We start from the raw sequence: 22,454 nt of genomic DNA, 5'->3' as shown, positions 1-22,454 counted from the left end.
TCAATCGTCCAGGAGTATCCGGTTTCCGCTTAGGCGTTGTTCGCGGAAGGAGGCGGTGGCCATCCCCTGAATAAGCAGAGCTTCACCGTGATTGATGTAAACGGGCGGTCTGGCCTGTAGTTCCGCAATCCGCTGATCGATTGTGACGCGGCGTGTGCGCTTTGGTTCGGGCGCTGGTTGTTCTGGCATGGCTGACCTCATGAAGAATGCCGGGATTTGTACCCTGCCCTGAGATTGCCAGCGGAATTTGCCATCAACATGGCGCAATACAGGCGCTGACATGCCGAACAAAGCGGCATTTCACGCCAAATGCCTCCTATATGCGAGCAAACAGGTCGCCGGCAGCGCGCCCTTCTTTTGTTAGTCTTTCGCTTGGGACTCGTTTTCAAGATCCATCAATGCACCGTTGAATTCCGCCCCCAGGATCAACATGGCGGCGCACAGGTACAGGAAAATCAGGGCCGCCATAGCCCCAGCAAGACCGGCATAGGTCGCGCTGTAAGTCGCGAATTTGCCGATATAGATGGAGAAAGCCCATCCGCCTGCGGCCCATAACGAAAGGGTCAGAAATGCGCCCGGCAGAATCTGGGTCAACCGATGCCGACGTGTGGGCAACACCAGATGTGCGATGATCACCAAGCCCGCAGGCACGGCAACTGTAAAAATCCAGCCCAGCCTGTCCACGGACAACCACCCTGATACATCAACGGCCGTGTTTTCCGTCACCAGCCTTGTGTAAAAGGGAAGCACAACTTCTACCATTGCGATGATCAGAACGGAGGCACCGCCGAGGATGACGAGGCCGATACACAAAAGCCGGGTCTTCCAGAACGGCCAGCTGTCACTGTCATGATAGGCTTGGTTCATAGCGGCGCGCACAGCGGCCACCCCGTTTGACGCAAAATAGATGGCGAGCAAACCGCCCAGCGTTATGACGCCCGAGCCGGCGTTGTCCAGCACCGCGCGCAGTTCGGCAACGATCGGTTTGGCCACATCTTCAGGCCACGCTCCGAAAATCAGGTCGATCAGATCGTCAGTGACGTAGCCCTGCGACAACGAACCAGCCAACGCGACGGTGAAAAGGACAAAGGGAAACAAGGCCATCATCAAGGACATGGCGACATGGCTGCTCATCACAAAACCATTCTTGTCGACGAACCGCCGGATTGCCAACCACAGGGCACGAAGCGGACGACCAAACGAGGGAATCATGAACGCGTGCATGTCGCGAGTCTAACCCGCATAAGTCTTGCAAAGAACCCGCGTGCAGGCCTGTGTTGCCGAATAGACGCGTATAAATGCCTGAGCGCATTGCATAAACCCGCCGCGCTGTGCAGAATCGGACCGTGACCCTTAACAAATGTACCGGAAACTGTTCGTTCCATGGATCTGAAAGCCCAAGAATCGAGTGACCGCCCCATGCTCAGGCTGTCGGTTCTGCGAGACATTGTGATTGTCATCACTCTGATCGTGGTTGGCCTATATGCCGGTTCCGCATTCCTGATTCCGCTGACCATGGCGTTGCTGATAAACGTTCTGATCATTGCCCTCAGCGACCGGGTGATAGCCGTTACCCGCGCACCGGTCTGGCTGGCCAACATTGCCGGTGTGACCGTGGTTTTGGCAGGTCTGTTCATGATCATGTACATTGTGGGCAGCCAAGCCACGCAGTTCGCCCGTTCTGTCACCACATACGAAAGTCAGTTCGACGGCGCGGTAGAGCGCGTCACAGGGTTGGTCGGCAACGATGTCACGAAATTCATACGGGACAATCTGGTCAGCCTGGACATGACTTATGTGGCCCGGATTCTGCTGGGCAGCGCCACCTCTCTGCTCAATCACTTCTTTCTCATCAGCCTATACGTCGCCTTTCTGATGGCCGAACGACTTGCTTTTCGCAAAAAGATCCAACTGGCCGCAGGCAACCCGTTGGCCGGGGCCGAGTTCGCCGCAATTCTGGACGCAATTACCGACAGTCTTCAACGCTATGTCGGTGTCAAAACCTTTATCAGCCTGATTACCGCCGGCATCAGTTATGCGGTGTTCCGGCTTCTTGGCCTTGAATACGCTGAAACCTGGGCTGTTTTGACATTTGCGCTGAATTTCATTCCCTCGATCGGATCCATCATCGCCGTTGTCTTCCCGGCCATGATTGCACTGGTTCAGTATGAAACCATCAGCCCGTTTCTGATCATCGTTTTTGGCTGCGGCACCATCCAGTTTCTGATTGGCAACTTCCTGGACCCTGCCCTGCTGGGAAGATCGCTTAATATGTCCACGTTTCTGGTCATACTGGCCCTGACCTTCTGGACAACTGTTTGGGGCCTGATCGGAGCATTCCTGAGTGTACCGCTGACCGTCTGCATTTTGATCGTTTTCAGCCATATTCCCGCATTGCGACCGGTTGCAATTCTGATGTCACTGGACGGGCAATTGGGTGAAGATGGGTCCGACGAAAAGTAGTTAACTTGGTCCGGTCACCCCTCCGCTAAGTTTAACCTGAAATTAGTATATTTTAATCTTCCTATGTGATAGTTCTGCCTTCGCAGGTACAGTTATTCAATCATTTCCCGAGGCTCTCTCAGAAAAAGAATTCAATACGAGAATCAGCGCCTTACAAATGATGTTTCAGCAATTTTCCGGCTGAGACCTCAATTTCGATACGACCGGGTTCCGACCCGCCATTTCAGGAGCGTAAGATGTCATCAGAAGAACTCAGACCAACCCCACTATTACGTAGGCTAGCTGCGGCCACATTTGCCGCGTGCCTTGCAATTCCGGCATGGGCACAGAATGAAAAGCCCAATATCCTTGTGATATGGGGTGACGATATCGGTCAATCCAATATCTCGGCCTATACGATGGGTTTGATGGGTTACAGGACACCCAATATCGACCGCGTTGCCAATGAGGGTATGATTTTTACCGACTACTACGGTGAACAGTCCTGCACCGCAGGCCGGTCATCTTACATTATGGGTCAATCGGTTTTTCGCACCGGCCTGTCCAAGGTTGGCCTGCCTGGCGCAAAAGAAGGGATGCAGGTCGAAGACCCGACAATTGCGGGTTTGCTGAAGGACCACGGGTACGTCACCGGCCAGTTCGGCAAGAACCACCTTGGCGACCGGGATGAGCACCTTCCCACAAACCACGGTTTTGATAAGTTTTTTGGGAATCTCTATCACCTGAACGCCGAGGAAGAGCCCGAACATGAAGACTATCCCGGAGACGCGGTTTTGCCCGACGGGCGCACCTTCCGCGAGGCTTATGGCCCGCGCGGTGTTATCCGCTCGACCGCAGGAGGTCCGATTGAAGACACTGGTCCGCTGACGAAAAAGCGCATGGAAACGGTGGATGAGGAAACGCTCGAGGCTGCCATAGAGTTCATTCGCAAGGCCAATCAGGATGGAACACCCTTCTATGTCTGGTGGAACGGCACCCGCATGCATTTCCGCACCCATGTAAAAGAGGAAATGCGCAATCAGGCAAATGAGATCATGGGCGGCGTGGCCGATGAATATACAGCCGGCATGATCGAACATGACATCCAGGTCGGTCAGTTGCTGGACCTGCTGGACGAACTCGGCATCGCCGACAATACAATCGTCCACTATTCCACCGACAATGGCCCGCATTACAACACCTGGCCTGATGCGGCGTCGACCCCGTTCTGGGGCGAAAAGAACACCAACTGGGAAGGCGGATGGCGCGTACCATCAATGGTGCGCTGGCCCGGCAAGATCGAGCCGGGTTCTGTGACCAATGAGATCGTGCACCACATGGACTGGCTGCCGACATACCTTGCTGTCGCCGGTGATCCGGAGATCAAGGAAAAGCTGATGGCCGGCTATTCCTCGCCCGCGATGGGTCGCGATTACAAGGTGCATCTGGATGGCTACAATATTCTTCCGCTGTTGACAGGTGAAACCGCTGAAAGTCCGCGCCGGGAGGTGTTCTATTTCACCGATGACGGCGACCTTTCGGCTTTGCGGTTCGATGACTGGAAGCTGATCTTTCTCGAGCAGAAAGCATGGGCAACCCTGCGCGCCTGGATGGAACCCTTCACCCCGCTGCGCGTCCCGATCATCGTGAATCTGCGCCGCGATCCGTACGAGCGTGGCTATCGCACGTCCAACACATATTACGACTGGATGATCGACCGGGTCTATTTCCTAGTGCCTGCCCAGCAATATGTCGGGCAATTCCTGAGCACGTTCCAGGAATTCCCGCCGCGGCAGAAAGCTGCCAGCTTCAGCCTGGATCAGGTGATGGATAAACTGTCAACGCCAACCAGCAACTAAAACTGCAAACAACTCGGGGCCGCCTGCAAGGGTGGCCCCGGTCATTTTGAACGGAGTGTTGTGTAATGCTGCGATTGTCTGCCATCGTCTTTGCCTTGACCATTCCTGTCACCGGCAGTGCTGATCCCCTGCCAAGCTGGCAAGACACCGAGACCCGCGATCAGATTATTTCATTTGTAGAATCGGTAACGGATCCGTCCGGGCCAGCATATGTCACTCCTGCCGACCGGATTGCTGTTTTCGACAATGATGGCACCCTTTGGGCCGAGCAACCTGTGTATTTTCAGTTTATTTTCGCTATGGACCGTCTGGCCGAAAAGGCCGAACAGGATCCCTCAATCCTTACAACACCCATCCTGAAAGCAGCAGCGCAAGGAGATCTCGCGGCTGTCCTGGAAGGTGGACATGATGCATTGATCGAAGTCGTCAACGCCTCGCATTCGGGCATGACCGTCGCCGAGTTTCAGGACACGGTCGCACAATGGCTCGACCAGTCTCGCCATCCGCAAACTGATCTCCGCTATTATCAGATGACCTATCAACCCATGATCGAGCTGCTGCGCTACCTGCGTGATGAAGGGTTCAAGACATACATCGTTTCCGGCGGCGGCCTTCATTTCATGCGTGTTTTTGCCGAAAGCGCCTATGGCATTCCACCCTGGCAGGTCCTCGGCACATACGGCAATACAAGCTACGAAACGGTCGATGGCTCACCGGCTCTGGTCAAGGCACCGGGCATCGCCTTTATCGACGACAAGGAAGGCAAGCCAATCAACATTGAACGCACAATCGGCAAGCGCCCGATTTTGGCTGGCGGAAACTCGGACGGAGATTTCGCCATGATGGAGTGGACGACGTCGGGCGAAGGACCACGACTGGGCATCCTGATTCATCACACGGATGACAAACGCGAATGGGCTTATGACCGCGAAAGCCCGATTGGGAAACTGGCCGACGGTCTGGACAAAGGGCCCGGGATGGGATGGGTCATTGTTGATATGGCGCAAGACTGGTCGCGCATCTACACTGGGGCGAACTGAACAGGTTCGGAGCTTTCAACCTCATGTGGACACTGCTTGTTTCCGCGTTTCTGATATTTCTCTACGTCACTGCTGTGGTGTTCTCGATACGGGCTGCACAGACAGCTCGTACGCCACAAGGTGCGGTCGGCTGGGTGGTTTTTCTGATCGCAACCCCCATGCTGGCAGTGCCTATGTACTTGTTTCTGGGTCATCACCGATTTCGCGGATACCGCATTGCCCGAAAGGAAAGTGAACGGGTTGTCGAGGGCATCAAGACCTTTGCAGACTACTCAAAGCCGGACAGAGAAAGCATGCAGATCAATCCGCGTCCATTCGAAGCTTTGGCGCACCTGCCGGTGTCCCGTGGCAATGGCGCGTCGTTGCTGATTGACGGTCAGGCGACTTTCGACGCGATTTTTGAGGCAATCGATGCCGCCAAGAATTATGTCCTGATCCAATTCTACATCGTGCGTGATGACCCGTTGGGCCAGCAATTGAGGGATCGGCTGGTTGCGGCGGCGGAACGTGGGGTGCACGTACGCTTCCTGACCGATTCCGTGGGCAGCTATGGCCTGCCCACCTCATATCTTGAATCGCTGCAGCAAGCAGGAATTGATGTTGCAAACCCCAAGGAGCGTCGTGGTCCTAAGTTCCGGTTTCAGCTGAACTACCGCAACCACCGCAAAACTGTGATCATTGATGGCGAGACCGGGTTTATCGGCGGGCATAATGTCGGCGTGGAATATCTGGGTCAGAACGCGCATTTTGGCCATTGGCGCGATACGCATGTCCGGATTACCGGTCACATCGTCCGCCAGTTGCAACTGATCTTTACCGAAGACTGGCACTGGGCCCATGAAGAGGACCTGATCGACCATCTGGATTGGGCCGGCAGTGAATCCGATCAGGACATGAACGCCCTGCTGGTTGCCACCGGCCCGGGGGACGAGACCGAGACCGGCGCGATGATGTTCTTTGCCGCCATCGCCGAGGCGAAAGAGAGATTATGGATCGCCTCGCCGTATTTCGTCCCAGACATTGACATCATGACGGCCCTTCAACACGCCGCCCTGCGCGGCGTGGACGTGCGGATTCTGGTCCCTGACATGATCGACCATCGCCTGCCCTGGCTTGCAGCCTTTGCCTATTTCGACGAAATCCGTGACTGCGGTGTTCGTGTGTTTCGATATGCCGACGGGTTCATGCACCAGAAGGTTTTTGTGGTCGATGACACCCTGGCGGCCGTGGGAACGACCAATCTGGACAATCGGTCCTTCCGCCTGAACTTCGAAGCGATGGCCCTGTTCTTCGATGCCCGCGCCGCTGAAGCCGCCGCAAGTATGCTGCGCACCGACTTTGAGAAAAGCTACGAACTGACACGCACCCTGCAACAACAACCGGCACATATCCGCTTTGGGGCACCTCTGGCGCGTCTATTCGCCCCTATCCTTTAACAACAACTCCTCCTGAAACACCCGTGTCATCAACGCGACCATGAAAGCGGTGGACAAGCCAAACGCCAAAAGGCCGGTCACGGATGCGAATGCCCCGAAGATTCGCAGTTCTTCACCCAGAACGATGTCGCCGTATCCAAGCGTCGTGAACGTCACCAACGAGAAGTAGAGAGCCGAGTTCCAGTCGGGCAAGACATCACCAAAGACCCAGACAATGGCCCAAAGCCAGACTTGAAGGGTGTGAATCAGAACAATGAACACCAGCGCCACGCTGATCGGCGCGGCAGTGGTGAAAAAGCGGTGCGTGTCCTGCCACTTTTCAGTCAGTTTTTCAATCAACTGCGTGCACCATGTCAGCAAAGCAATCTCGATCAGAAAGCATATGCCCAGATAGATGCTGCCCCAGATGATCTGGTCGGATAAGGACATCCGCTCGCGCCTCGTGCCGAAGGGTGAAACCGTTGGCACAGCATGGACTTTTGCCCGGCCGGGAACAACCCCGGCCATCGACCAGTGCCACACCTGCGGCGAAAGGAACCGGGAAAGCATGCGCACTGGACACTGGCGCGTGCCGTTGCGCATTGTGACAGGAACCAGTCAGGATGCCCGGATGTTGCTTGTAGTTGATCAGGTCAGGAAATCGTACCCGGGTGGCCGCCCGGTTCTGAATGGCGTTTCTCTGTCACTTGATGCGGGCCAGACATTGGCGCTGACTGGGGAAAGCGGCAGCGGCAAAAGCACCTTACTGAACCTCGCTGCAGCGTTGGACAGTTTTGACAGCGGCGAAATAGCTCTGGACGGCACGGCGCTGTCGGCACTGGACGATCCGGGACGCGCCGCATTGCGGTGCGACAGTGTCGCGTTGGTTTTTCAGCAGTTCAACCTGATCCCTTCGCTGACCGTCGGGCAAAACCTGTCCTTTCACGCCCGGCTGGCCAATCGCCACGACCCAGACTGGATTGCGCATCTGGCCGACAGGCTGGGGCTGACCGATCTGATACACCGCTATCCGGAATACTTGTCTGGCGGACAGCAACAAAGGGTCGCCATAGGGCGCGCATTGGGCGTTCGGCCCAAGCTTTTGCTGGCGGATGAGCCAACGGGCAATCTGGACGAGACCGCCAGCGCGGCGGTGCTGGATCTGATGCTGTCACTGGTCGCAGATACTGGAACGGCACTGCTGCTGGTGACCCATTCCCATACCATTGCCGCGCGTCTGGACCAGCACGCCCACCTTGCGGGCGGACACATCGCATGACCTTTGTGGTTGTTCAGGCGCTGTGGTCTCACTGGCGCAGGCATCTGTTGCAACTGGCAACGCTGCTGATTGGAATTGCGCTGGCAACCGGTCTTTGGTCAGCAGTGCAAGCCATCAATGCCGAGGCGCGGGCCAGTTATGATCGCGCCAATTCACAACTGGCAATTGGCCAGTATGACATTCTGAGAAACCCGGCGGGCCCGATCCCCATCGATCGCTATGTCGCGCTGCGCAAGGCCGGTTGGCAGGTTGCAGCGGTTCTGGAAGGGCCGTTTCGCATCGCTGATCGAACGCTGCGCCTGATGGGCGTGGACATGATCTCCTACCCCGCCCTGCCCGCAATTACGCAGGCAGAACAAAGCGCCGAGCCGCCCGAACCGGTTGACGTGCTGACAGCCCCGGGTGTGCTTTTGATCTCGCCGGTGTTGGAACCTTTGATTGCTGAACACTCCGGACTGCCCAAAGCGATCACAAGCGCGTCTCTGCCGCCGGACGTTATCCTGACCGATATCGGCGTTGCCGAAACCCTTTTGAACAGACGGGGTGAAATAAGCCGGTTGGTCATATTGCCCTTTCAACCCCGCACGGTCCCGCCTTTGTCGGAACTCGCGCCCGAACTGGAACGGATCAGCCCGTCATCGCAGCTGGACACCGCGCAACTGACCGAGAGCTTTCACCTCAATCTGTCCGCATTTGGACTGCTGTCGTTCGCCGTGGGTCTGTTTATCGTTCACGGTACGGTTGGACTGGCTTTTGCCCAGCGACGCGGCATGATCCGGACTTTGCGGGCCTTGGGCGTCTCCATGCGTCGATTGGTTTGCCTGATCTTCGCAGAGTTGACCATGCTTGCTCTGGTCGGCGGCGGGCTGGGCCTTTTGCTCGGCTTCTTTCTGGCAGGTGCGTTACTTCCTGACGTGGCAGCCACCTTGCGCGGTTTGTATGGCGCCCCTGTCAGCGGACAGTTGTCATTGCAGCCTCAATGGGCCGCTGCAGGCATCGCCATGGCCGTTGCCGGTACGCTGATGGCCAGTGGACACGCGCTATGGCGACTGTCTCGAAGGCCGCTTCTTGCGGGTCCGGGCCTGCAGGCCTGGGGCAAGGCCACAAGCTCACGCCGGATTGCGGGCTTCACCGGCCTCGGGTTGATCGTTGCGGGCTGCCTCGCCTTGTTGGTTTTCCCCGGGCTGATCGGCGGGTTTGCCCTGTTGGCTGGTATCCTGACCGGATCGGCCCTGCTGCTGCCTGCGTTTCTTTCAGCGATCATTCATGTCCTTGAGCGCAAGGCCCGCAGTCCTGTTGCGCAATGGGTCTGGGCTGACATGAGGGCGCAGCTTCCCGGCCTTTCACTTGCCTTGATGGCTTTGCTGCTGGCGTTGGCCGCGAATATCGGTGTCGGGACGATGGTGTCCAGCTTTCGGCTGACATTCACCGGCTGGCTGGATCAGCGCCTGACGTCCGAATTGTACGTCACGGCCATAGACGATCAACAAAGCCAAGCGATTGTCGATTGGCTCGCCCCACAGGTGGATGCCATCCTTCCGATCCGCCGGGTCGAACTCCCTCATGAAACTGGTCCCTTGTTCCTATACGGTGTGATCGATCATGCGACGTACCGGAAGCACTGGCCGCTGATCGCTTCGTCGCAGGATGTCTGGGATCGCGTCATGGCCGGAGAGGTTGTTCTGATAAACGAGCAACTGGCCCGCCGTTCCGATCTGTGGCCCGGAGATCAGTTGGCCCTGACACCCGGTCGGATGCTGGAAGTTGCTGGTGTCTATTCCGACTACGGCAATCCGACGGGTCAGGCCATCGTGTCGATGGAACAGCTAAATGAAATCGCGCCCAATACTCCGGCTCGGCGTTTTGGTGTACGCGTTTCCCCGGAAGCCGCTGGCAAGCTGGCGCAGGCAATCCGAGACCATTTCGAATTACCACGCGAAAGCGTTGTCCAACAGGCAGCGATGAAGGCGCAATCCATAACTGTGTTCGAGAAGACATTTGTTGTGACTTCGGCGCTGAACATTCTGACACTCGGCGTTGCCGGATTCGCCATCCTGACCAGCCTTCTGACATTGTGGACACAACGGCTGCCGCAGATCGCGCCGGTCTGGGCACTTGGGCTGAGCCGCGCGCACCTGGCCCGGCTGGAGTTGCTGCGCAGCGGGCTGTTGGCCATCCTGACGGCCTGCCTGGCGCTGCCGCTGGGCCTTGTTCTGGCCTGGGTTCTGCTGACTGTCATCAATGTGCAGGCTTTTGGCTGGCAGTTGCCAATGTTCCTGTTCCCAAGGGAATGGCTGGGTTTGTTTGGACTGACCGTTGTCGCAGCGCTTGCCGCCGCAGCCCTGCCCGCCTTGCGACTGCTGCGCCTGCCCCCGGCGGACCTGCTGAAGGTGTTTGCCAATGAACGTTAGGACCTTGCTTTTCATGTTGCTATTGGCGCTTCCCTTTCCGGCTTTGGCACAGGGCTATGCCGGGTTGGGCGGCTCCGCCGAGGGCTTTGATGTTCCTGAACCCGGCTACCAATTCAATTTCCCGCAGGATCACGGCCCGCATCCGTCCTTTCGCATCGAATGGTGGTACCTGACGGCAAATCTGCGCGGTGAAGATGGACTGGATTACGGTGTACAGTGGACCCTGTTTCGCTCAGCGCTGAAACCGGTTGAAACTGGTGGTTGGCAGAGCCCTCAGATCTGGATGGGACACGCCGCTGTCACAACGCCCAATACCCACTATTTTGCCGAGCGCCTGTCGCGTGGCGGTATCGGGCAGGCCGGGGTTTCCTCGCACCCCTTCGAGGCATGGATTGACGAGTGGCGAATGGGTGGTCCGGACCTGAATACCCTGTCGTTGACAGCAAATGGCGAAACCTTTGGATATGACCTGTCGCTGACAGCCGATGGACCGCTGGTTTTTCACGGTGAGGATGGGTATTCAGTCAAATCCGCAGATGGTCAGGCCAGCTACTACTATTCTCAGCCCGCCTACACGGTCCGGGGCACACTGCACTTGCCGGACCGGGATGTGGAAGTCACCGGTCAGGGGTGGCTGGATCGCGAATGGTCATCGCAACCTTTGGCTGCGGACCAAACCGGCTGGGACTGGTTCTCGCTCAGCTTTGAGGGCGGCGACAAGCTCATGGCGTTCCGTCTTCGCGGCGCGCGCGGAGACTTCACCTCGGCCACTTGGATCGGCGCGGACGGAGAGGCTACCAGCCTGCCGAATGGGTCTGTTTCAATGACGCCGCTGGAAACCGCAATCGTCGCAGAACGCGATATTCCGGTTCGGTGGCGTGTCACGTTACCGGATCGTGACCTGGATGTCGAAGTATCGGCCCTGACACCAAAGGCGTGGATGGGCACCCGGTTCGAATACTGGGAAGGCCCGATCAAAATAAAAGGTACCCACGAAGGTCGCGGGTACCTTGAGATGACAGGCTACTGAAGCAGCGCTGACCTAGCGGACAACGTAAACCGAAACGTTCGCGTGCCGCACGACGCGGGCGGCATTGGGCCCCAGCAGATAATCCTTCAGATCGGGCTTATGCGCGCCGATCACGATCAGATCGCTGCCCGCGCTTTCCGCTGTCTTCAGAATTTCCTGATAGGCGGTTCCGGTTGCCACCACATGACGCACTTTTTCGTTGCGTTCTTTGCCCAATGTGGCCTCGCACATTTCCGACAGTCTGGCATGCGCGTCCTGGAGCGCCTTTTCGTGATGGTCGGGTTCGAAGAAGCCGGACACCCAGGTTTCACCAAAATCCGGAACGATCGACACGACATCCAGTTGCGCGCCCTCCATCTCGGCCAGTGCACCGGCTTTTTTCAGGACCGGGACATCCAGATCCCCGTTGCTGATATCAACAGCGCAAAGAACAGAACGTGTCATGCAGGCACCTCTTGTCTTGCGGCGCGGCCGCGTTGCAGGAAGGCGATCAGACCCAGCAGGATCATCGCCGGGATGTAGACCAGTTGTTTCGGCGGCTGGCTGGACGGCAGACTGACCGAGGACAGGCGCACGGCCTCGTCCCCGTAATAGTCGAAATTGCCCAGATCATCCGCCACTGGCGAGCCGAACAGGGGTTCTTCCAGTTTGACCAACCCGTCTTCTTCGATCAGCAGCAAGCCCATCGCCTCGACACGCGCGGCACCGCCTTCTTCACTGCCGACCGGGACGACGATGGTTGTGTCAACCATCTGCAAGGTGTCGAAATCCGGCCCGCTGATGACCATCCGAACCTCGGTGCCCGGTGCAGTTTCACCCATCGTCTCGACAAATGCCGACGGTTCGACCGTTTCGAACGGCGGTGAAAAGCGATCCATGAAGAAGTCTGGCCGGAACAGAGCGAAGGCCACAAAGATCAGCGCAACGCTTTCATAGATGCGGCTATGGGTCAGGAAGTATCCCATCGTTCCAGCCGTAAACACAAGAATCGCAATCGTCGCGGATATGGCCACGATGATGCCTTCGACCCAAGTCACATCGATCAACAGAAGATCTGTGTTGAAGATGAACACAAACGGCAGAGCCACGGTGCGCAAACTGTAGAAGAACGCGGTGAATCCAGTCTTGATTGCGTCGCCCCCCGACACGGCGGCAGCGGCAAAGCTGGCCAAACCAACCGGCGGCGTCACGTCGGCCATGATACCGAAGTAGAACACAAACAGGTGCACGGCGATCAACGGTACGATCAGGCCGCTTTGAGCGCCCAGTTCAACCACGACACCCGCCATCAGTGAGCTGACGACGATGTAGTTCGCCGTGGTCGGCAGACCCATGCCCAGGATCAGGCTGAGAAGCCCCACCATCACCAGCATCAGGATCAGGTTGCCACCCGAAAGGAACTCGACCAGATCAGCCATGACCTGCCCAACTCCCGTCAGCGTAACAGTCCCCACGATCACACCCGCAGTCGCCGTAGCAAGCGCGATGCCGATCATGTTACGCGCACCGTCGATCAGGCCCTGCCACAGGTCAGCAACACCGTCCGCAAATGTGGCGGACATGTTGGTTTGTCCCCGGAACAGCGCCTTCAGCGGTTTCTGCGTCAGAAGGATCACAAACAGCAGTGCCGTGGCCCAGAAAGCAGACAGACCGGGCGACTTCTGTTCGATCATCAGGAAATAGACCAGAACGATGATCGGCAGAAGGTAATGCAGACCAGCCTTGTAGATCTCGCCAATGACCGGCAGCGTGACTTCCTTGGCATTGGGATCATCAGGCTCCAGGTCCGGAACCTGCGCCGCCAGATACAAAAGCCCGACATAGATCGCGCAGACAATCAAACTGAGGATAAGCCCGGCTTGCGTCGGCACCCAGCTGGTCACGGCATCGACCGGAAATTGCGAGCCATAGCAGAGCCCCGCAAAGATCAGGAAGAAGGACAGCATTCCGACTACGGTTCGCGCCAGATGCACGTCGCGGTCGCCCAGCGTGGGCATGTTCCGCTTCACCGCCTCAAGATGAACGATGTATACCAGCGCGATGTAGGAAATCGCGGCAGGCAGGAACGCGTGGGTGATCACCTCGACGTAAGAGATGCCCACATATTCGACCATCAGGAAGGCTGCGGCCCCCATCACGGGCGGCATGATCTGGCCGTTGACCGAACTGGCGACCTCGACCGATCCGGCCTGTTCGCTGGAAAAGCCGACGCGCTTCATCAGTGGGATGGTGAATGTGCCGGTGGTCACGACGTTGGCGATGGACGAGCCCGAAATCAGGCCGGTCGCCGCCGAACCCACCACGGCCGCCTTAGCCGGGCCACCGCGCAGGTGACCAAGCGCGCCAAAGGCCATTTTGATAAAGTAGTTCCCTGCCCCGGCCTTATCCAGCAATGCACCGAACAGCACGAACAGGAACACGAATTTCGTCGAAACGCCAAGGGCGATGCCGAAGACACCTTCGGACGTGATCCACATGTGGCTCATCGCCTTTTTGAGGCTCGCGCCTTTCCAGCGGATTACTTCGGGCACCCATTCCGACGAGCCGAAGAACACATAGGCAAGAAAGATCGTGGCAATGATCGCCATCGCCGGGCCAAGCGCGCGGCGCGCGGCCTCGAACAGCAGCAACAGACCACCCAGAGCGACCCATTTGTCCATATCGTCTGCCAGACCGCCCGCATTGACGATCTTGTCGTAGAAGAAGAAACCGTAAAGCGCGACAAACGCGCCCAGAATTCCCATGATCCAGTCCTGGATCGGGATGTAGTTTCTGGGGCTGGATTTCAGCGCAGGATAGGCCGCGAAGGCCAGGAACATCGCAAAGGCAAGATGAAACTGCCGTGCGTTATTCACAATGCTGCCGGGAAGAACGTAGTTTGCGATCGGTGACGCCAGAAGCACCTGAAAAATCGACCAGGTCGCGGCGACAATTGCCAGAAACAGGCCCACGTTTCCGGCTGGATCACGGGCCCCTGCATCCGAAGATGCGACCAATTCCTGAAGTTCTTCTTCGGATAGCGGACGATTGCCCTGCTGATCAGCGCTCATCAAATCTCTCCCCGTTCAGCGGCCGGTTTCCGGCGCGGTTTTTTGTTCCGGTGTTTCACCGGTTGAAAAACGAGGCGCCGAAAAGCGCCTCGTCAAAATGTTTAGGACGGATTACTGAATCCAGCCTTTTTCTTTGTAGTATTTTTCGGCACCCGGATGCAGCGGAGCCGACAGGCCGTCCGCAATCATCTCTTCCGGCTTGAGGTTGGCAAATGCGGGGTGCAGCTTTTTGAAGTCATCGAAGTTCTCGAAGACCGAGCTTACAACTGCATACACAGCGTCTTCCGACACGTCAGCCGACGTTACAAATGTCGCGCCCACACCGAAGGTCTGGGTGTCGCCATCCGATCCACGATACATCCCGCCGGGGATGGTAGCGGTACGATAGAACGAGTTGTTTTCAACCAACTTGTTGACCGCATCGCCGCTGACATTCACCAGAACCGAGTCACAAGCGGTGGTTGCTTCCTGGATCGAACCCGACGGGTGACCAACAGTGTAGACCATCGCGTCAATCTGGTTGTCGCACAGGGCAGCAGACTGTTCAGCCGCCTTCAGCTCGGTTGCCAACTCGAAATCGCCGGTGGTCCAGCCCATTTCGCCCAGAAGAACTTCCATGGTGCCGCGCTGACCTGAACCGGGGTTACCGATGTTGACGCGCTTGCCCTTCAGGTCCTCGAAGTTGGTGATACCGGAATCGGCCCGCGCAACAACGGTGAACGGTTCGGGGTGAACCGAGAATACTGCACGCAGGCCTTCGAACGGACCAGCCTCTTCGAATTTCGAGGTACCATTATAAGCATGGTACTGCCAGTCGGACTGGGCCACACCAAACTCCAGTTCGCCTTCGCGGATGGTGTTGATGTTGTAAACCGAACCGCCGGTCGATTCGACCGAGCAGCGTACACCGTGTTCCTTGCGGCCCTTGTTCACCAGACGGCAGATCGCACCACCGGTCGGATAGTAAACGCCGGTCACGCCACCGGTGCCGATTGTGATGAATTCCTCCGCAAAAGCAGCAGGCGCCATCAGCGCTGCGGTAACAAGCGCGCCGAGGCCCAGTTTGCTGTTGTTTTTCATTTTCGTGATCTCCCAAATCTTTATTGTGGTCGGAAGATCCGTAAACAACCCCTCCTAAGAGCTTGTCAACACAGCAAGTTCCCCCGTCGAAAAAACGGGTTCACGCACCTGAATTTCAAAAAATCTCCCAACACTTACGACGTTTCATTCCAATACATCGCTTGTCAACCCCCGCGTCTCGCAAGCCCGTGTAAAGCCGCACATCTGACGGTGTTTCCCGAACTTTCCCCCCGGACGATCCGAGGACAGTCCCTTTCAGTCCCACAAATGCGGTTCGGCAAACTCAACGGAATTGCCGGCCGGGTCACGCACATACAGCGAACGGGCCCCGTTCGGCCAATCAAACTCGGCATCCAGCGGTACGTTCCAGTCAAGCAGATGCTTACGCATTGTGTCCATTTCGACCCGCGAAAGGGCAAGGCACACATGCCCGGGCCCGCGCGCGCCATGCGGCGGCACCGGCAAGTCAGGATTTCGCGGTGCTTGTTCCGTTTCCTCGGCGTTGAACAACAACAACACGGAACGGCCCACACGGAAGAACACGTGCCGGTTGTCCACGCGCTGGATTTTCTCCAACGCCAGAATGTCGCCGTAAAAACGCTCTGCCGCGTCCAGATCATTGACGTAAAGCGCCGCCTCCAGAACTGCCGACGAGCGCGGTATGTCCGGTGTGACTTTCATGAGCCCAGTGTACCTCAGGCCCTGCCTTCTGTCACCGTCGCGGTCTGCGGTCTCTCTTTCGTTGCGGTGCTGCGGAAACCTCAGGCATGGGCAGGCTTTCCCATTGCCCCGGCTGCAATCCCTCCAGCGTCCAATCCCCGATGCGGGCCCGAACAAGACGCAATGTGGGATGTCCGACCGCTGCCGTCATCCGGCGCACCTGCCGATTGCGCCCTTCGCGCAGGGTCAATTCGATCCAGCAATCAGGAACCGTCTGACGCACCCGGATCGGCGGCGTCCTGGGCCAAAGGCTATCAGGTTCGTCAATCACCCGTGCCTTTGCGGGTCGGGTTGGCCCATCATTCAGTTCGACCCCTTCGCGCAGCGCCTTCATCGCGGCAGCGTCGGGAATACCCTCGACCTGAACCCAGTAGGTCTTGGCCATCTTGTGTTTCGGGTCGGAAATCTGCGCCTGCAGCTTTCCGTGATCCGTCAGCAGCAACAAACCCTCACTGTCCCGATCCAGTCGTCCGGCCGGATAGACACCGGGCAGATCAATGTAGTCGGATAGCGTGCTGCGCGGCGAATCTCCATTCGCCCTGTCGGTAAACTGCGGCAGGACATCGAAAGGTTTATTGAAGCGAATGAACCAGGACATGAACAACGCCATAGCGCGCAGAAACCACCTAGCGCAAGCTGTGGATAACTGTCACGCGATTGTTACGGATTCGCATTAATCAATCCCCGAGATATTGTGGAAAATCAGGGCTTGTCAGAGTTTTAACACGATATATAGTTAAGTTAAGGCCGGGGCGGGTGTTCCCCGCTCTGATGTCAAAAAACGGGCAGTGCAGAGCGAGGAGCGATTCTGTTATGGACGGAGACTTCAGGACCGAATTTGTCAGGGAACCCGGTGCACTCAGGCGTCATCCGGCACTGGTCCTGAACGCTGATTATCGCCCCCTGTCCTATTATCCTCTGTCTCTTTGGCCATGGCAGGAGGCGATCAAGGCCGCCTGGCTGGATCGGGTCGACATCGTGGCCGAATATGACGAAGTTGTCCGCAGTCCCAGTACCGAGATACGAATACCTTCGGTCGTTGTCCTGAAAGACTATGTAAAACCCAGAAAGCGCGTGGCCTTCACGCGCTTTAATTTATTCCTGCGGGATGAATTCTGTTGCCAGTACTGCGGCAGCCGAGGCGACCTGACGTTTGACCACGTTGTTCCGCGCGCGGCGGGCGGTGTGACCAGCTGGCAGAACGTGGTGGCAGCATGCAGCCCATGTAACCTGCGAAAAGGGTCAAAATCGCTGCGGCAAGCTGGCATGTCTCTGCGCAAGCCACCCCGCCAACCCGATGCCGAGGCGCTGCGCAATATCGGGCGCAAGTTCCCGCCAAACCATCTGCACGACAGCTGGATCGACTTCCTGTACTGGGATGCGGAACTGGATCAGATCTGACGTTTACCGGACCCGCCACGCTGCAAGCCAGACCAGAACCAAACCGGCCGACAATACGGCATTCCAACCTGCCATGGAAAGACCAAGCATTTCCCACGGGATGTCGTCACAGCGCACCAGCGGCGCGTTCATGATCTGATCCATCAACTCGGTCGTCGACAACCCACCAATGTCGCTGGACGTGCAGCTGCTGGGACCTTCCCACCACTTCTGCTCGACGCCGGCGTGATAAACACCGATACCCGCCGTGGTCGCAGCGGCCAAAGCCCCCAGAAGCGGCAGAACCGAGACCCGTGGCACAGCAATCGCCACTGCACCGATCAACGCTGCGGCGGCGTGCGGATACCGCTGCCAAATGCACATCTTGCAGGGTGCCAACCCGCCAAGGTACTGGAATCCCCATGCCCCCAACAGCAAGGCGACAGACCCTGCCGCCGCAATCAGCACTAATCTGTTTCGGTTGGTCATAGATACTTCACAGCGAAAAATCCGCCAAACAACAGCAAGATAAACAGGGTAAACATCAGGCCCAGGCGCTTTTCGATGAAATCGCGGATCGGTTCGCCGAACCCCCACAAAAGCCCTGCAACGACAAAGAACCGCAAGGCCCGTGCCAGAATTGAGGTCGCAACAAACGTCCCAAAGGGCATCCCGGTCCAGCCGGACATGATCGTGATGACCTTGTAGGGGAATGGCGTAACACCTGCGGTCAGCACAGCCCAGAAGCCGAAATCATTGAAACGCTCGTTGAACTCTTCCATGGCATGGCCTTTGCCCATCGCCTCAAGGACCGGTTGGCCGATGCTTTCATAGAAGAAGGCTCCGATCGCGTATCCCAGCATCCCACCCAGCACCGAAGCCACGAGGGCAACGGTCGCGATCAGCCATGCCCGCGACGGCCGCGCCAGGATCATTGGAATCATCAGCACATCCGGCGGAATCGGAAAGAACGAGCTTTCCACAAATGCCACAATGGCCAGCGCCCAAAGAGCATGCGGATGTTCGGCCAGACGGATGGTCCAGTCATAAAGGGATCGCAACATAAAACACTAAGGTCCAAATCTCACTACCGGCAAGGCAAACCATGCACCCACCGGGGCGTCAACCGTTCAAAGGCAAACAATCCAGATACTGGTTGTTTTTTGCCTCTGGACCTTCCCCGCGTTGGGCGATAATCCAGTGTTCGTGGCCCAAGTGGCGGAATGGTAGACGCAGGGGATTCAAAATCCCCCGCCTTCACGGGCGTGAGAGTTCGAGTCTCTCCTTGGGCACCACCAGCCAAATAACGATAGTACCGACCAGGAATTATCCATTAGGATATTTGCGTATTATGTTGTTTCTTAAAGATAAATTCCGGAAGCCACTTCATCATACCAGTGTTCGCCTGAACGTAAATAAAAAAGACCGAAACACTTCCAACCCGACTCGCATCTACCGTCAGCAGTTAGGTTTCTGGTAACGAACTTCCCCACATAATCGGATTCAGCAACCAAAACACTAGGTGGCCGGTGTTGAGTGGAAGGAAACAAAAAAATGCGATGAACAAAGTGTATTGTGCGAGTTCACCTTTGGCCGGACGAACTGTTTCCAAACGACTGACAATGAACTTCCCAAAACTCCACAGAGGGTTTTGTTCTAGTTTTGCCGTTTTCGGCTCAGAAGACCGTATTTGACAGCCCAGGCCCGGAAGGATCGGCGTTTTCCACCCTCGCGTTTCACACCTTGCTTTGAGTGCGCGCCTCCCATTCTGTTGAACTCGAAGACATCAATAATGCGTTCGGCGCAGCCACAAGCTTCGCCCATACCGACTTTGGCGAAGTAGAACTTTTCAAAGGACTCCGGATTCTTCATGGCAAACCTCCCTGACCTCATTGAAGCCCGCCTGTAGGGGTTTGCCAAATCACTTCTTCGCGGCTCAAGGCGCGAATAATTGACTGTTAGTCTTTGATCCGCGAGTTGTGATCGCCCAGACAAAGCAGTCGCATACAAAACGCAGCTAATCTGCATAGCAGGATGGTTCCATGCAGCCGTGTTGCATTCTCTGAAAACTAGGGGCGGAGAAACCCGCGCCCATTACTTGGTTATTTGGCTCTCAGAAAGGCTCACAAGCTCAATTTGTCGCGCATGAACGCCAAGGCCACACCAAGGCCGTCAGGATCGATTCCGTGGCCCGTGCCCTTCATGACATGTGCGTAAATCTCTTTGAATCCAGCCCCTTGCAAAGCTTCCGCGGCCTCGGGAAGCGATTGCGGAGGCACGACATCATCAGAATCGCCATGGACCAGTAGAATCGGCATGCGGCTGACGGTCTCCTCGGCCAGCATGTCAGGCTCCAGCAACCGGCCCGAGAAGGCCACGATACCGGCAACCGGGTCTTCGCGTCGAGGTGCCACGTGCAAACTCATCATGGTGCCTTGTGAAAAGCCGAACAAAACCACTTGTTCCGGCAACAGATCCTCATCCACCATCAAAGCGTCAAGAAAGGCGTTGAAATCCTCAACCGCCATCGCCATTCCCCTGCGCGCCTCTTCTTCGGACGAGCCGTCAATCCAGGGGATCGGAAACCACTGATACCCGTTGGGCATGCCGGCGATCTGTTCGGGTGCATCGGGGGCCACAAACAGCGTGTCAGGCAGATGGTCACCAAGCACGTCCGCCAGCCCCAAAAGGTCAGCCCCGTTGGCACCATAGCCGTGTACGAACACCACAACCGAGCGTGTGTCGCCCGAGACCGGCTCTTTCCGGAGCGCATTCAAAACCCGTGTCATCTGATCCCTTCTCGTTCTTTCGCGACCCGGTAATAGGCCCACAATACCCGCGCCGCAACCGACCGCCACGGCGACCAGGCTTCGGCCATTTGACGCAACTCCTTGTCCGTCGGGCGTTTTGGCAGGTCGTACAGAATTCGCGCAGCCTCCTGCAATGCCAGGTCCCCAGGCGCGATCACGTCCGCGCGGCCCAGCGAGAACATCGCGTAGATCTCGGCGGTCCAGACGCCGATGCCTGGCACTTCGGTCAACGTGGCCACAACATCCGCGTTAGGAGCATCGCGCAATGCCCTGTAATCAATACGTGCTTCGGCCAGCGCGCGGGCGTATCGGATTTTCTGACGGCTCAGCCCCACGGCGCGCAGATCGTCATCGGTCGCCCACATGATCTTGCGCGGTCCAGTGAGCTTGGCATCCTGCAGCCGTTTCCAGATCGAATTGGCCGAGGCCACACTGACTTGCTGGCTGACAATCGCACTGAGCAGCTGCGCAAATCCGTCCGGGCGACGACGCAAGGGCAATGGCCCGGTTTGGTCCATCGCGTAGGCCATGCGCGGACAGGATTCTGCCAACCACCTTGCCCCTTCGGCAACGCATTCGGGCGTTTCGATGATGCGTCCGACGGACATGGCCTCTCCATAATGTGACACGGGCCGCACGTTAGGCACATATGCCGCATATGCAACCCGCTTGTGTGCCAGGGATTTCACCGATACCCATGCCCCATGACGATGATGACTGCCTCTCCCGACAACTCTCTGGCCAAACGCAACGTAGCGGTTCTGGTTGCCGCGCAGGCCATTCTGGGCGCGCAAATGCCGATGATGTTCATTGTCGGCGGGTTGGCGGGGCAGTCGCTGGCCAGCAACCCTTGCCTTGCAACATTGCCTATCTCACTGATCGTGCTGGGGTCGATGCTGGCCGCCACACCGATCTCGGCGATCATGCAGAAATGGGGTCGCCGGGTGGGTTTTCTGTTTGGTGCGACTGCCGGAGCTTGTGGTGGCGTTGTCGGGGCGTACGGCCTGTACCTGGGGTCTTTCCCGATCTTCCTGCTGGGCAGCCTGCTGACCGGCATCTATATGAGCGCACATGGCTTTTACCGTTTTGCCGCCGCCGATACTGCGTCAGACAGTTATCGCCCGAAGGCGATTTCCTACGTCATGGCCGGCGGGCTTGCAGCTGCAATCATAGGACCGCAGATCGTCAAGCTGACGGCGCAAGCGTATGTCATTCCATTTCTTGGCACCTATCTGGCCGTGATTGCCGTAAACGTTTTTGGTTCGGCCCTGTTCTTTTTCCTCGATATTCCCACACCGGAAAAACCCGCCGAAGACGCGCCGAAGGGCAGAACGCGGATCGAAATGCTCAGAACGCCGCGCATCGCGGTGGCGGTGATTTGCGCCATGGTGTCCTATGCGCTGATGAACCTTGTAATGACATCCACTCCACTGGCGGTTGTAGGTTGCGGTTTCAGCCCGAATGACGCGGCGGATATCGTGACCAGCCATGTTCTGGCGATGTATGTTCCCAGCTTCTTCACCGGCCAACTGATAGCCCGGTTCGGGGTTGAAAAGATCGTCGCGCTCGGGCTGGCCATTCTGGCAGCGGCCGGCGTCGTTGCCCTGCAAGGCGTTGAGCTTGGCAATTTCTTTGTTGCCCTGATCCTGCTTGGGATCGGCTGGAATTTCGGCTTTATCGGCGCGACCAGCATGCTCGCGGACTCGCACGACGTGAACGAGCGTGGACGGATGCAGGGACTGAACGATCTGCTGGTATTTGGCGGTGTTACTCTGGCGTCGCTGGCATCGGGGGGACTGATGAACTGCTCGGGCGGTTCACCGGTCGAGGGATGGACGGCCGTCAATCTGGCCATGATCCCATTGTTGACGCTGGCCGGTGGCGCATTGTTGTGGCTGGTTCTTAAACCGGCCGAGGCCGAAACAGCCTGACAAACGT

Annotated in this window: 22 protein-coding genes and 1 tRNA gene; 10 read left to right on the top strand and 13 right to left on the bottom strand. The window is 57.3% G+C overall.

The window, feature by feature from the left end:
* Both ACR0J8_RS04970 and ACR0J8_RS04965 read right to left on the bottom strand, forming a co-directional pair.
* The gene (locus ACR0J8_RS04970) at positions 1–189 is read right to left on the bottom strand and encodes a hypothetical protein (RefSeq protein ID WP_170614969.1); all 189 of its coding nucleotides are present in this window, start codon (positions 187–189) and stop codon (positions 1–3) included.
* A 171-nt stretch (positions 190–360) separates the two neighbouring features.
* Positions 361–1,224: a YihY/virulence factor BrkB family protein gene (locus ACR0J8_RS04965; protein WP_480888980.1), complete on the bottom strand. Its 864-nt coding sequence runs from the start codon at positions 1,222–1,224 to the stop codon at positions 361–363.
* 195 nt (positions 1,225–1,419) lie between these two features.
* Here ACR0J8_RS04965 and ACR0J8_RS04960 point away from each other — a divergent pair, with 195 nt between their 5' ends.
* The 4 genes from ACR0J8_RS04960 to cls all read left to right on the top strand — a co-directional run bounded on the left by ACR0J8_RS04960 (position 1,420) and on the right by cls (position 6,777).
* The gene (locus ACR0J8_RS04960; RefSeq protein ID WP_480888978.1) at positions 1,420–2,463 is read left to right on the top strand and encodes an AI-2E family transporter; all 1,044 of its coding nucleotides are present in this window, start codon (positions 1,420–1,422) and stop codon (positions 2,461–2,463) included.
* Between the two features lie 236 nt (positions 2,464–2,699).
* Entirely contained in the window at positions 2,700–4,301 is a 1,602-nt protein-coding gene (locus tag ACR0J8_RS04955; protein WP_321252850.1) for an arylsulfatase, read from the top strand.
* 65 nt (positions 4,302–4,366) lie between these two features.
* Entirely contained in the window at positions 4,367–5,341 is a 975-nt protein-coding gene (locus tag ACR0J8_RS04950) for an HAD family hydrolase (protein ID WP_480888976.1), read from the top strand.
* A 23-nt stretch (positions 5,342–5,364) separates the two neighbouring features.
* Positions 5,365–6,777 carry a cardiolipin synthase gene (gene cls, locus ACR0J8_RS04945; protein ID WP_480522324.1) on the top strand — a complete coding sequence of 471 codons (1,413 nt, stop codon included), beginning with the start codon at positions 5,365–5,367 and terminating at the stop codon, positions 6,775–6,777.
* On the opposite strand, the gene ACR0J8_RS04940 is transcribed toward cls, so the two are convergent.
* Complete coding sequence (locus ACR0J8_RS04940) at positions 6,757–7,206, bottom strand: ion channel (RefSeq protein ID WP_170614964.1); 450 nt, start codon at positions 7,204–7,206, stop codon at positions 6,757–6,759. The genes cls and ACR0J8_RS04940 overlap by 21 nt on opposite strands.
* A 181-nt stretch (positions 7,207–7,387) precedes the next feature.
* On the opposite strand from ACR0J8_RS04940, the gene ACR0J8_RS04935 reads away from it, so the two are divergent.
* The 3 genes from ACR0J8_RS04935 to ACR0J8_RS04925 are packed head-to-tail and all read left to right on the top strand — an operon-like array spanning position 7,388 to position 11,476.
* Entirely contained in the window at positions 7,388–8,035 is a 648-nt protein-coding gene (locus tag ACR0J8_RS04935; protein WP_480522623.1) for an ABC transporter ATP-binding protein, read from the top strand.
* A complete protein-coding gene (locus tag ACR0J8_RS04930) occupies positions 8,032–10,446 on the top strand; it encodes an FtsX-like permease family protein (protein WP_480522325.1) in 2,415 nt (804 codons plus the stop codon). The genes ACR0J8_RS04935 and ACR0J8_RS04930 overlap by 4 nt, the downstream gene beginning before the upstream one ends.
* Positions 10,436–11,476 (top strand): lipocalin-like domain-containing protein, encoded by a 1,041-nt coding sequence (locus tag ACR0J8_RS04925; protein ID WP_480522326.1) that lies wholly within the window; start codon positions 10,436–10,438, stop codon positions 11,474–11,476. The genes ACR0J8_RS04930 and ACR0J8_RS04925 overlap by 11 nt, the downstream gene beginning before the upstream one ends.
* 12 nt (positions 11,477–11,488) lie before the next feature.
* On the opposite strand, the gene ACR0J8_RS04920 is transcribed toward ACR0J8_RS04925, so the two are convergent.
* The 5 genes from ACR0J8_RS04920 to ACR0J8_RS04900 all read right to left on the bottom strand — a co-directional run bounded on the left by ACR0J8_RS04920 (position 11,489) and on the right by ACR0J8_RS04900 (position 16,924).
* A complete protein-coding gene (locus tag ACR0J8_RS04920) occupies positions 11,489–11,920 on the bottom strand; it encodes a universal stress protein (protein WP_170677240.1) in 432 nt (143 codons plus the stop codon).
* Positions 11,917–14,526: a TRAP transporter permease gene (locus ACR0J8_RS04915; protein WP_480888973.1), complete on the bottom strand. Its 2,610-nt coding sequence runs from the start codon at positions 14,524–14,526 to the stop codon at positions 11,917–11,919. Before ACR0J8_RS04915 ends, ACR0J8_RS04920 begins: the two co-directional genes overlap by 4 nt.
* Before the next feature lie 111 nt (positions 14,527–14,637).
* Positions 14,638–15,606 carry a TAXI family TRAP transporter solute-binding subunit gene (locus ACR0J8_RS04910; RefSeq protein WP_480522328.1) on the bottom strand — a complete coding sequence of 323 codons (969 nt, stop codon included), beginning with the start codon at positions 15,604–15,606 and terminating at the stop codon, positions 14,638–14,640.
* Positions 15,607–15,861: 255 nt separating this feature from the next.
* Positions 15,862–16,287 (bottom strand): VOC family protein, encoded by a 426-nt coding sequence (locus tag ACR0J8_RS04905; protein ID WP_480522329.1) that lies wholly within the window; start codon positions 16,285–16,287, stop codon positions 15,862–15,864.
* Positions 16,288–16,318: 31 nt separating this feature from the next.
* On the bottom strand, positions 16,319–16,924 hold the full coding sequence (locus ACR0J8_RS04900; RefSeq protein WP_480522330.1) for a pseudouridine synthase: 606 nt from the start codon (positions 16,922–16,924) through the stop codon (positions 16,319–16,321).
* 215 nt (positions 16,925–17,139) lie between these two features.
* Here ACR0J8_RS04900 and ACR0J8_RS04895 point away from each other — a divergent pair, with 215 nt between their 5' ends.
* Complete coding sequence (locus ACR0J8_RS04895) at positions 17,140–17,727, top strand: HNH endonuclease (RefSeq protein WP_170614955.1); 588 nt, start codon at positions 17,140–17,142, stop codon at positions 17,725–17,727.
* Positions 17,728–17,730: 3 nt separating this feature from the next.
* Here ACR0J8_RS04895 and ACR0J8_RS04890 read toward each other — a convergent pair whose 3' ends face one another.
* The gene (locus tag ACR0J8_RS04890) at positions 17,731–18,195 is read right to left on the bottom strand and encodes a disulfide bond formation protein B (protein WP_480522331.1); all 465 of its coding nucleotides are present in this window, start codon (positions 18,193–18,195) and stop codon (positions 17,731–17,733) included.
* Positions 18,192–18,770: a YqaA family protein gene (locus ACR0J8_RS04885; protein WP_170614953.1), complete on the bottom strand. Its 579-nt coding sequence runs from the start codon at positions 18,768–18,770 to the stop codon at positions 18,192–18,194. Before ACR0J8_RS04885 ends, ACR0J8_RS04890 begins: the two co-directional genes overlap by 4 nt.
* Before the next feature lie 145 nt (positions 18,771–18,915).
* On the opposite strand from ACR0J8_RS04885, the gene ACR0J8_RS04880 reads away from it, so the two are divergent.
* A tRNA-Leu gene (locus tag ACR0J8_RS04880) sits at positions 18,916–19,001 on the top strand.
* A gap of 361 nt (positions 19,002–19,362) precedes the next feature.
* Here ACR0J8_RS04880 and ACR0J8_RS04875 read toward each other — a convergent pair.
* The 3 genes from ACR0J8_RS04875 to ACR0J8_RS04865 all read right to left on the bottom strand — a co-directional run bounded on the left by ACR0J8_RS04875 (position 19,363) and on the right by ACR0J8_RS04865 (position 21,124).
* Complete coding sequence (locus ACR0J8_RS04875) at positions 19,363–19,578, bottom strand: hypothetical protein (protein ID WP_480522333.1); 216 nt, start codon at positions 19,576–19,578, stop codon at positions 19,363–19,365.
* 251 nt (positions 19,579–19,829) lie between these two features.
* Entirely contained in the window at positions 19,830–20,495 is a 666-nt protein-coding gene (locus ACR0J8_RS04870; protein ID WP_480522334.1) for an alpha/beta hydrolase, read from the bottom strand.
* Positions 20,492–21,124 carry a DNA-3-methyladenine glycosylase family protein gene (locus ACR0J8_RS04865; protein ID WP_480522335.1) on the bottom strand — a complete coding sequence of 211 codons (633 nt, stop codon included), beginning with the start codon at positions 21,122–21,124 and terminating at the stop codon, positions 20,492–20,494. Before ACR0J8_RS04865 ends, ACR0J8_RS04870 begins: the two co-directional genes overlap by 4 nt.
* A gap of 96 nt (positions 21,125–21,220) precedes the next feature.
* On the opposite strand from ACR0J8_RS04865, the gene ACR0J8_RS04860 reads away from it, so the two are divergent.
* Positions 21,221–22,447, top strand: a complete 1,227-nt coding sequence (locus ACR0J8_RS04860; protein WP_480522336.1) for an MFS transporter — start codon at positions 21,221–21,223, stop codon at positions 22,445–22,447.
* Positions 22,448–22,454 lie beyond the last annotated feature (7 nt).

The organism is Ruegeria sp. N11 (assembly GCF_056531525.1).
This window is presented reverse-complemented; position numbering and strand designations above follow the sequence as displayed.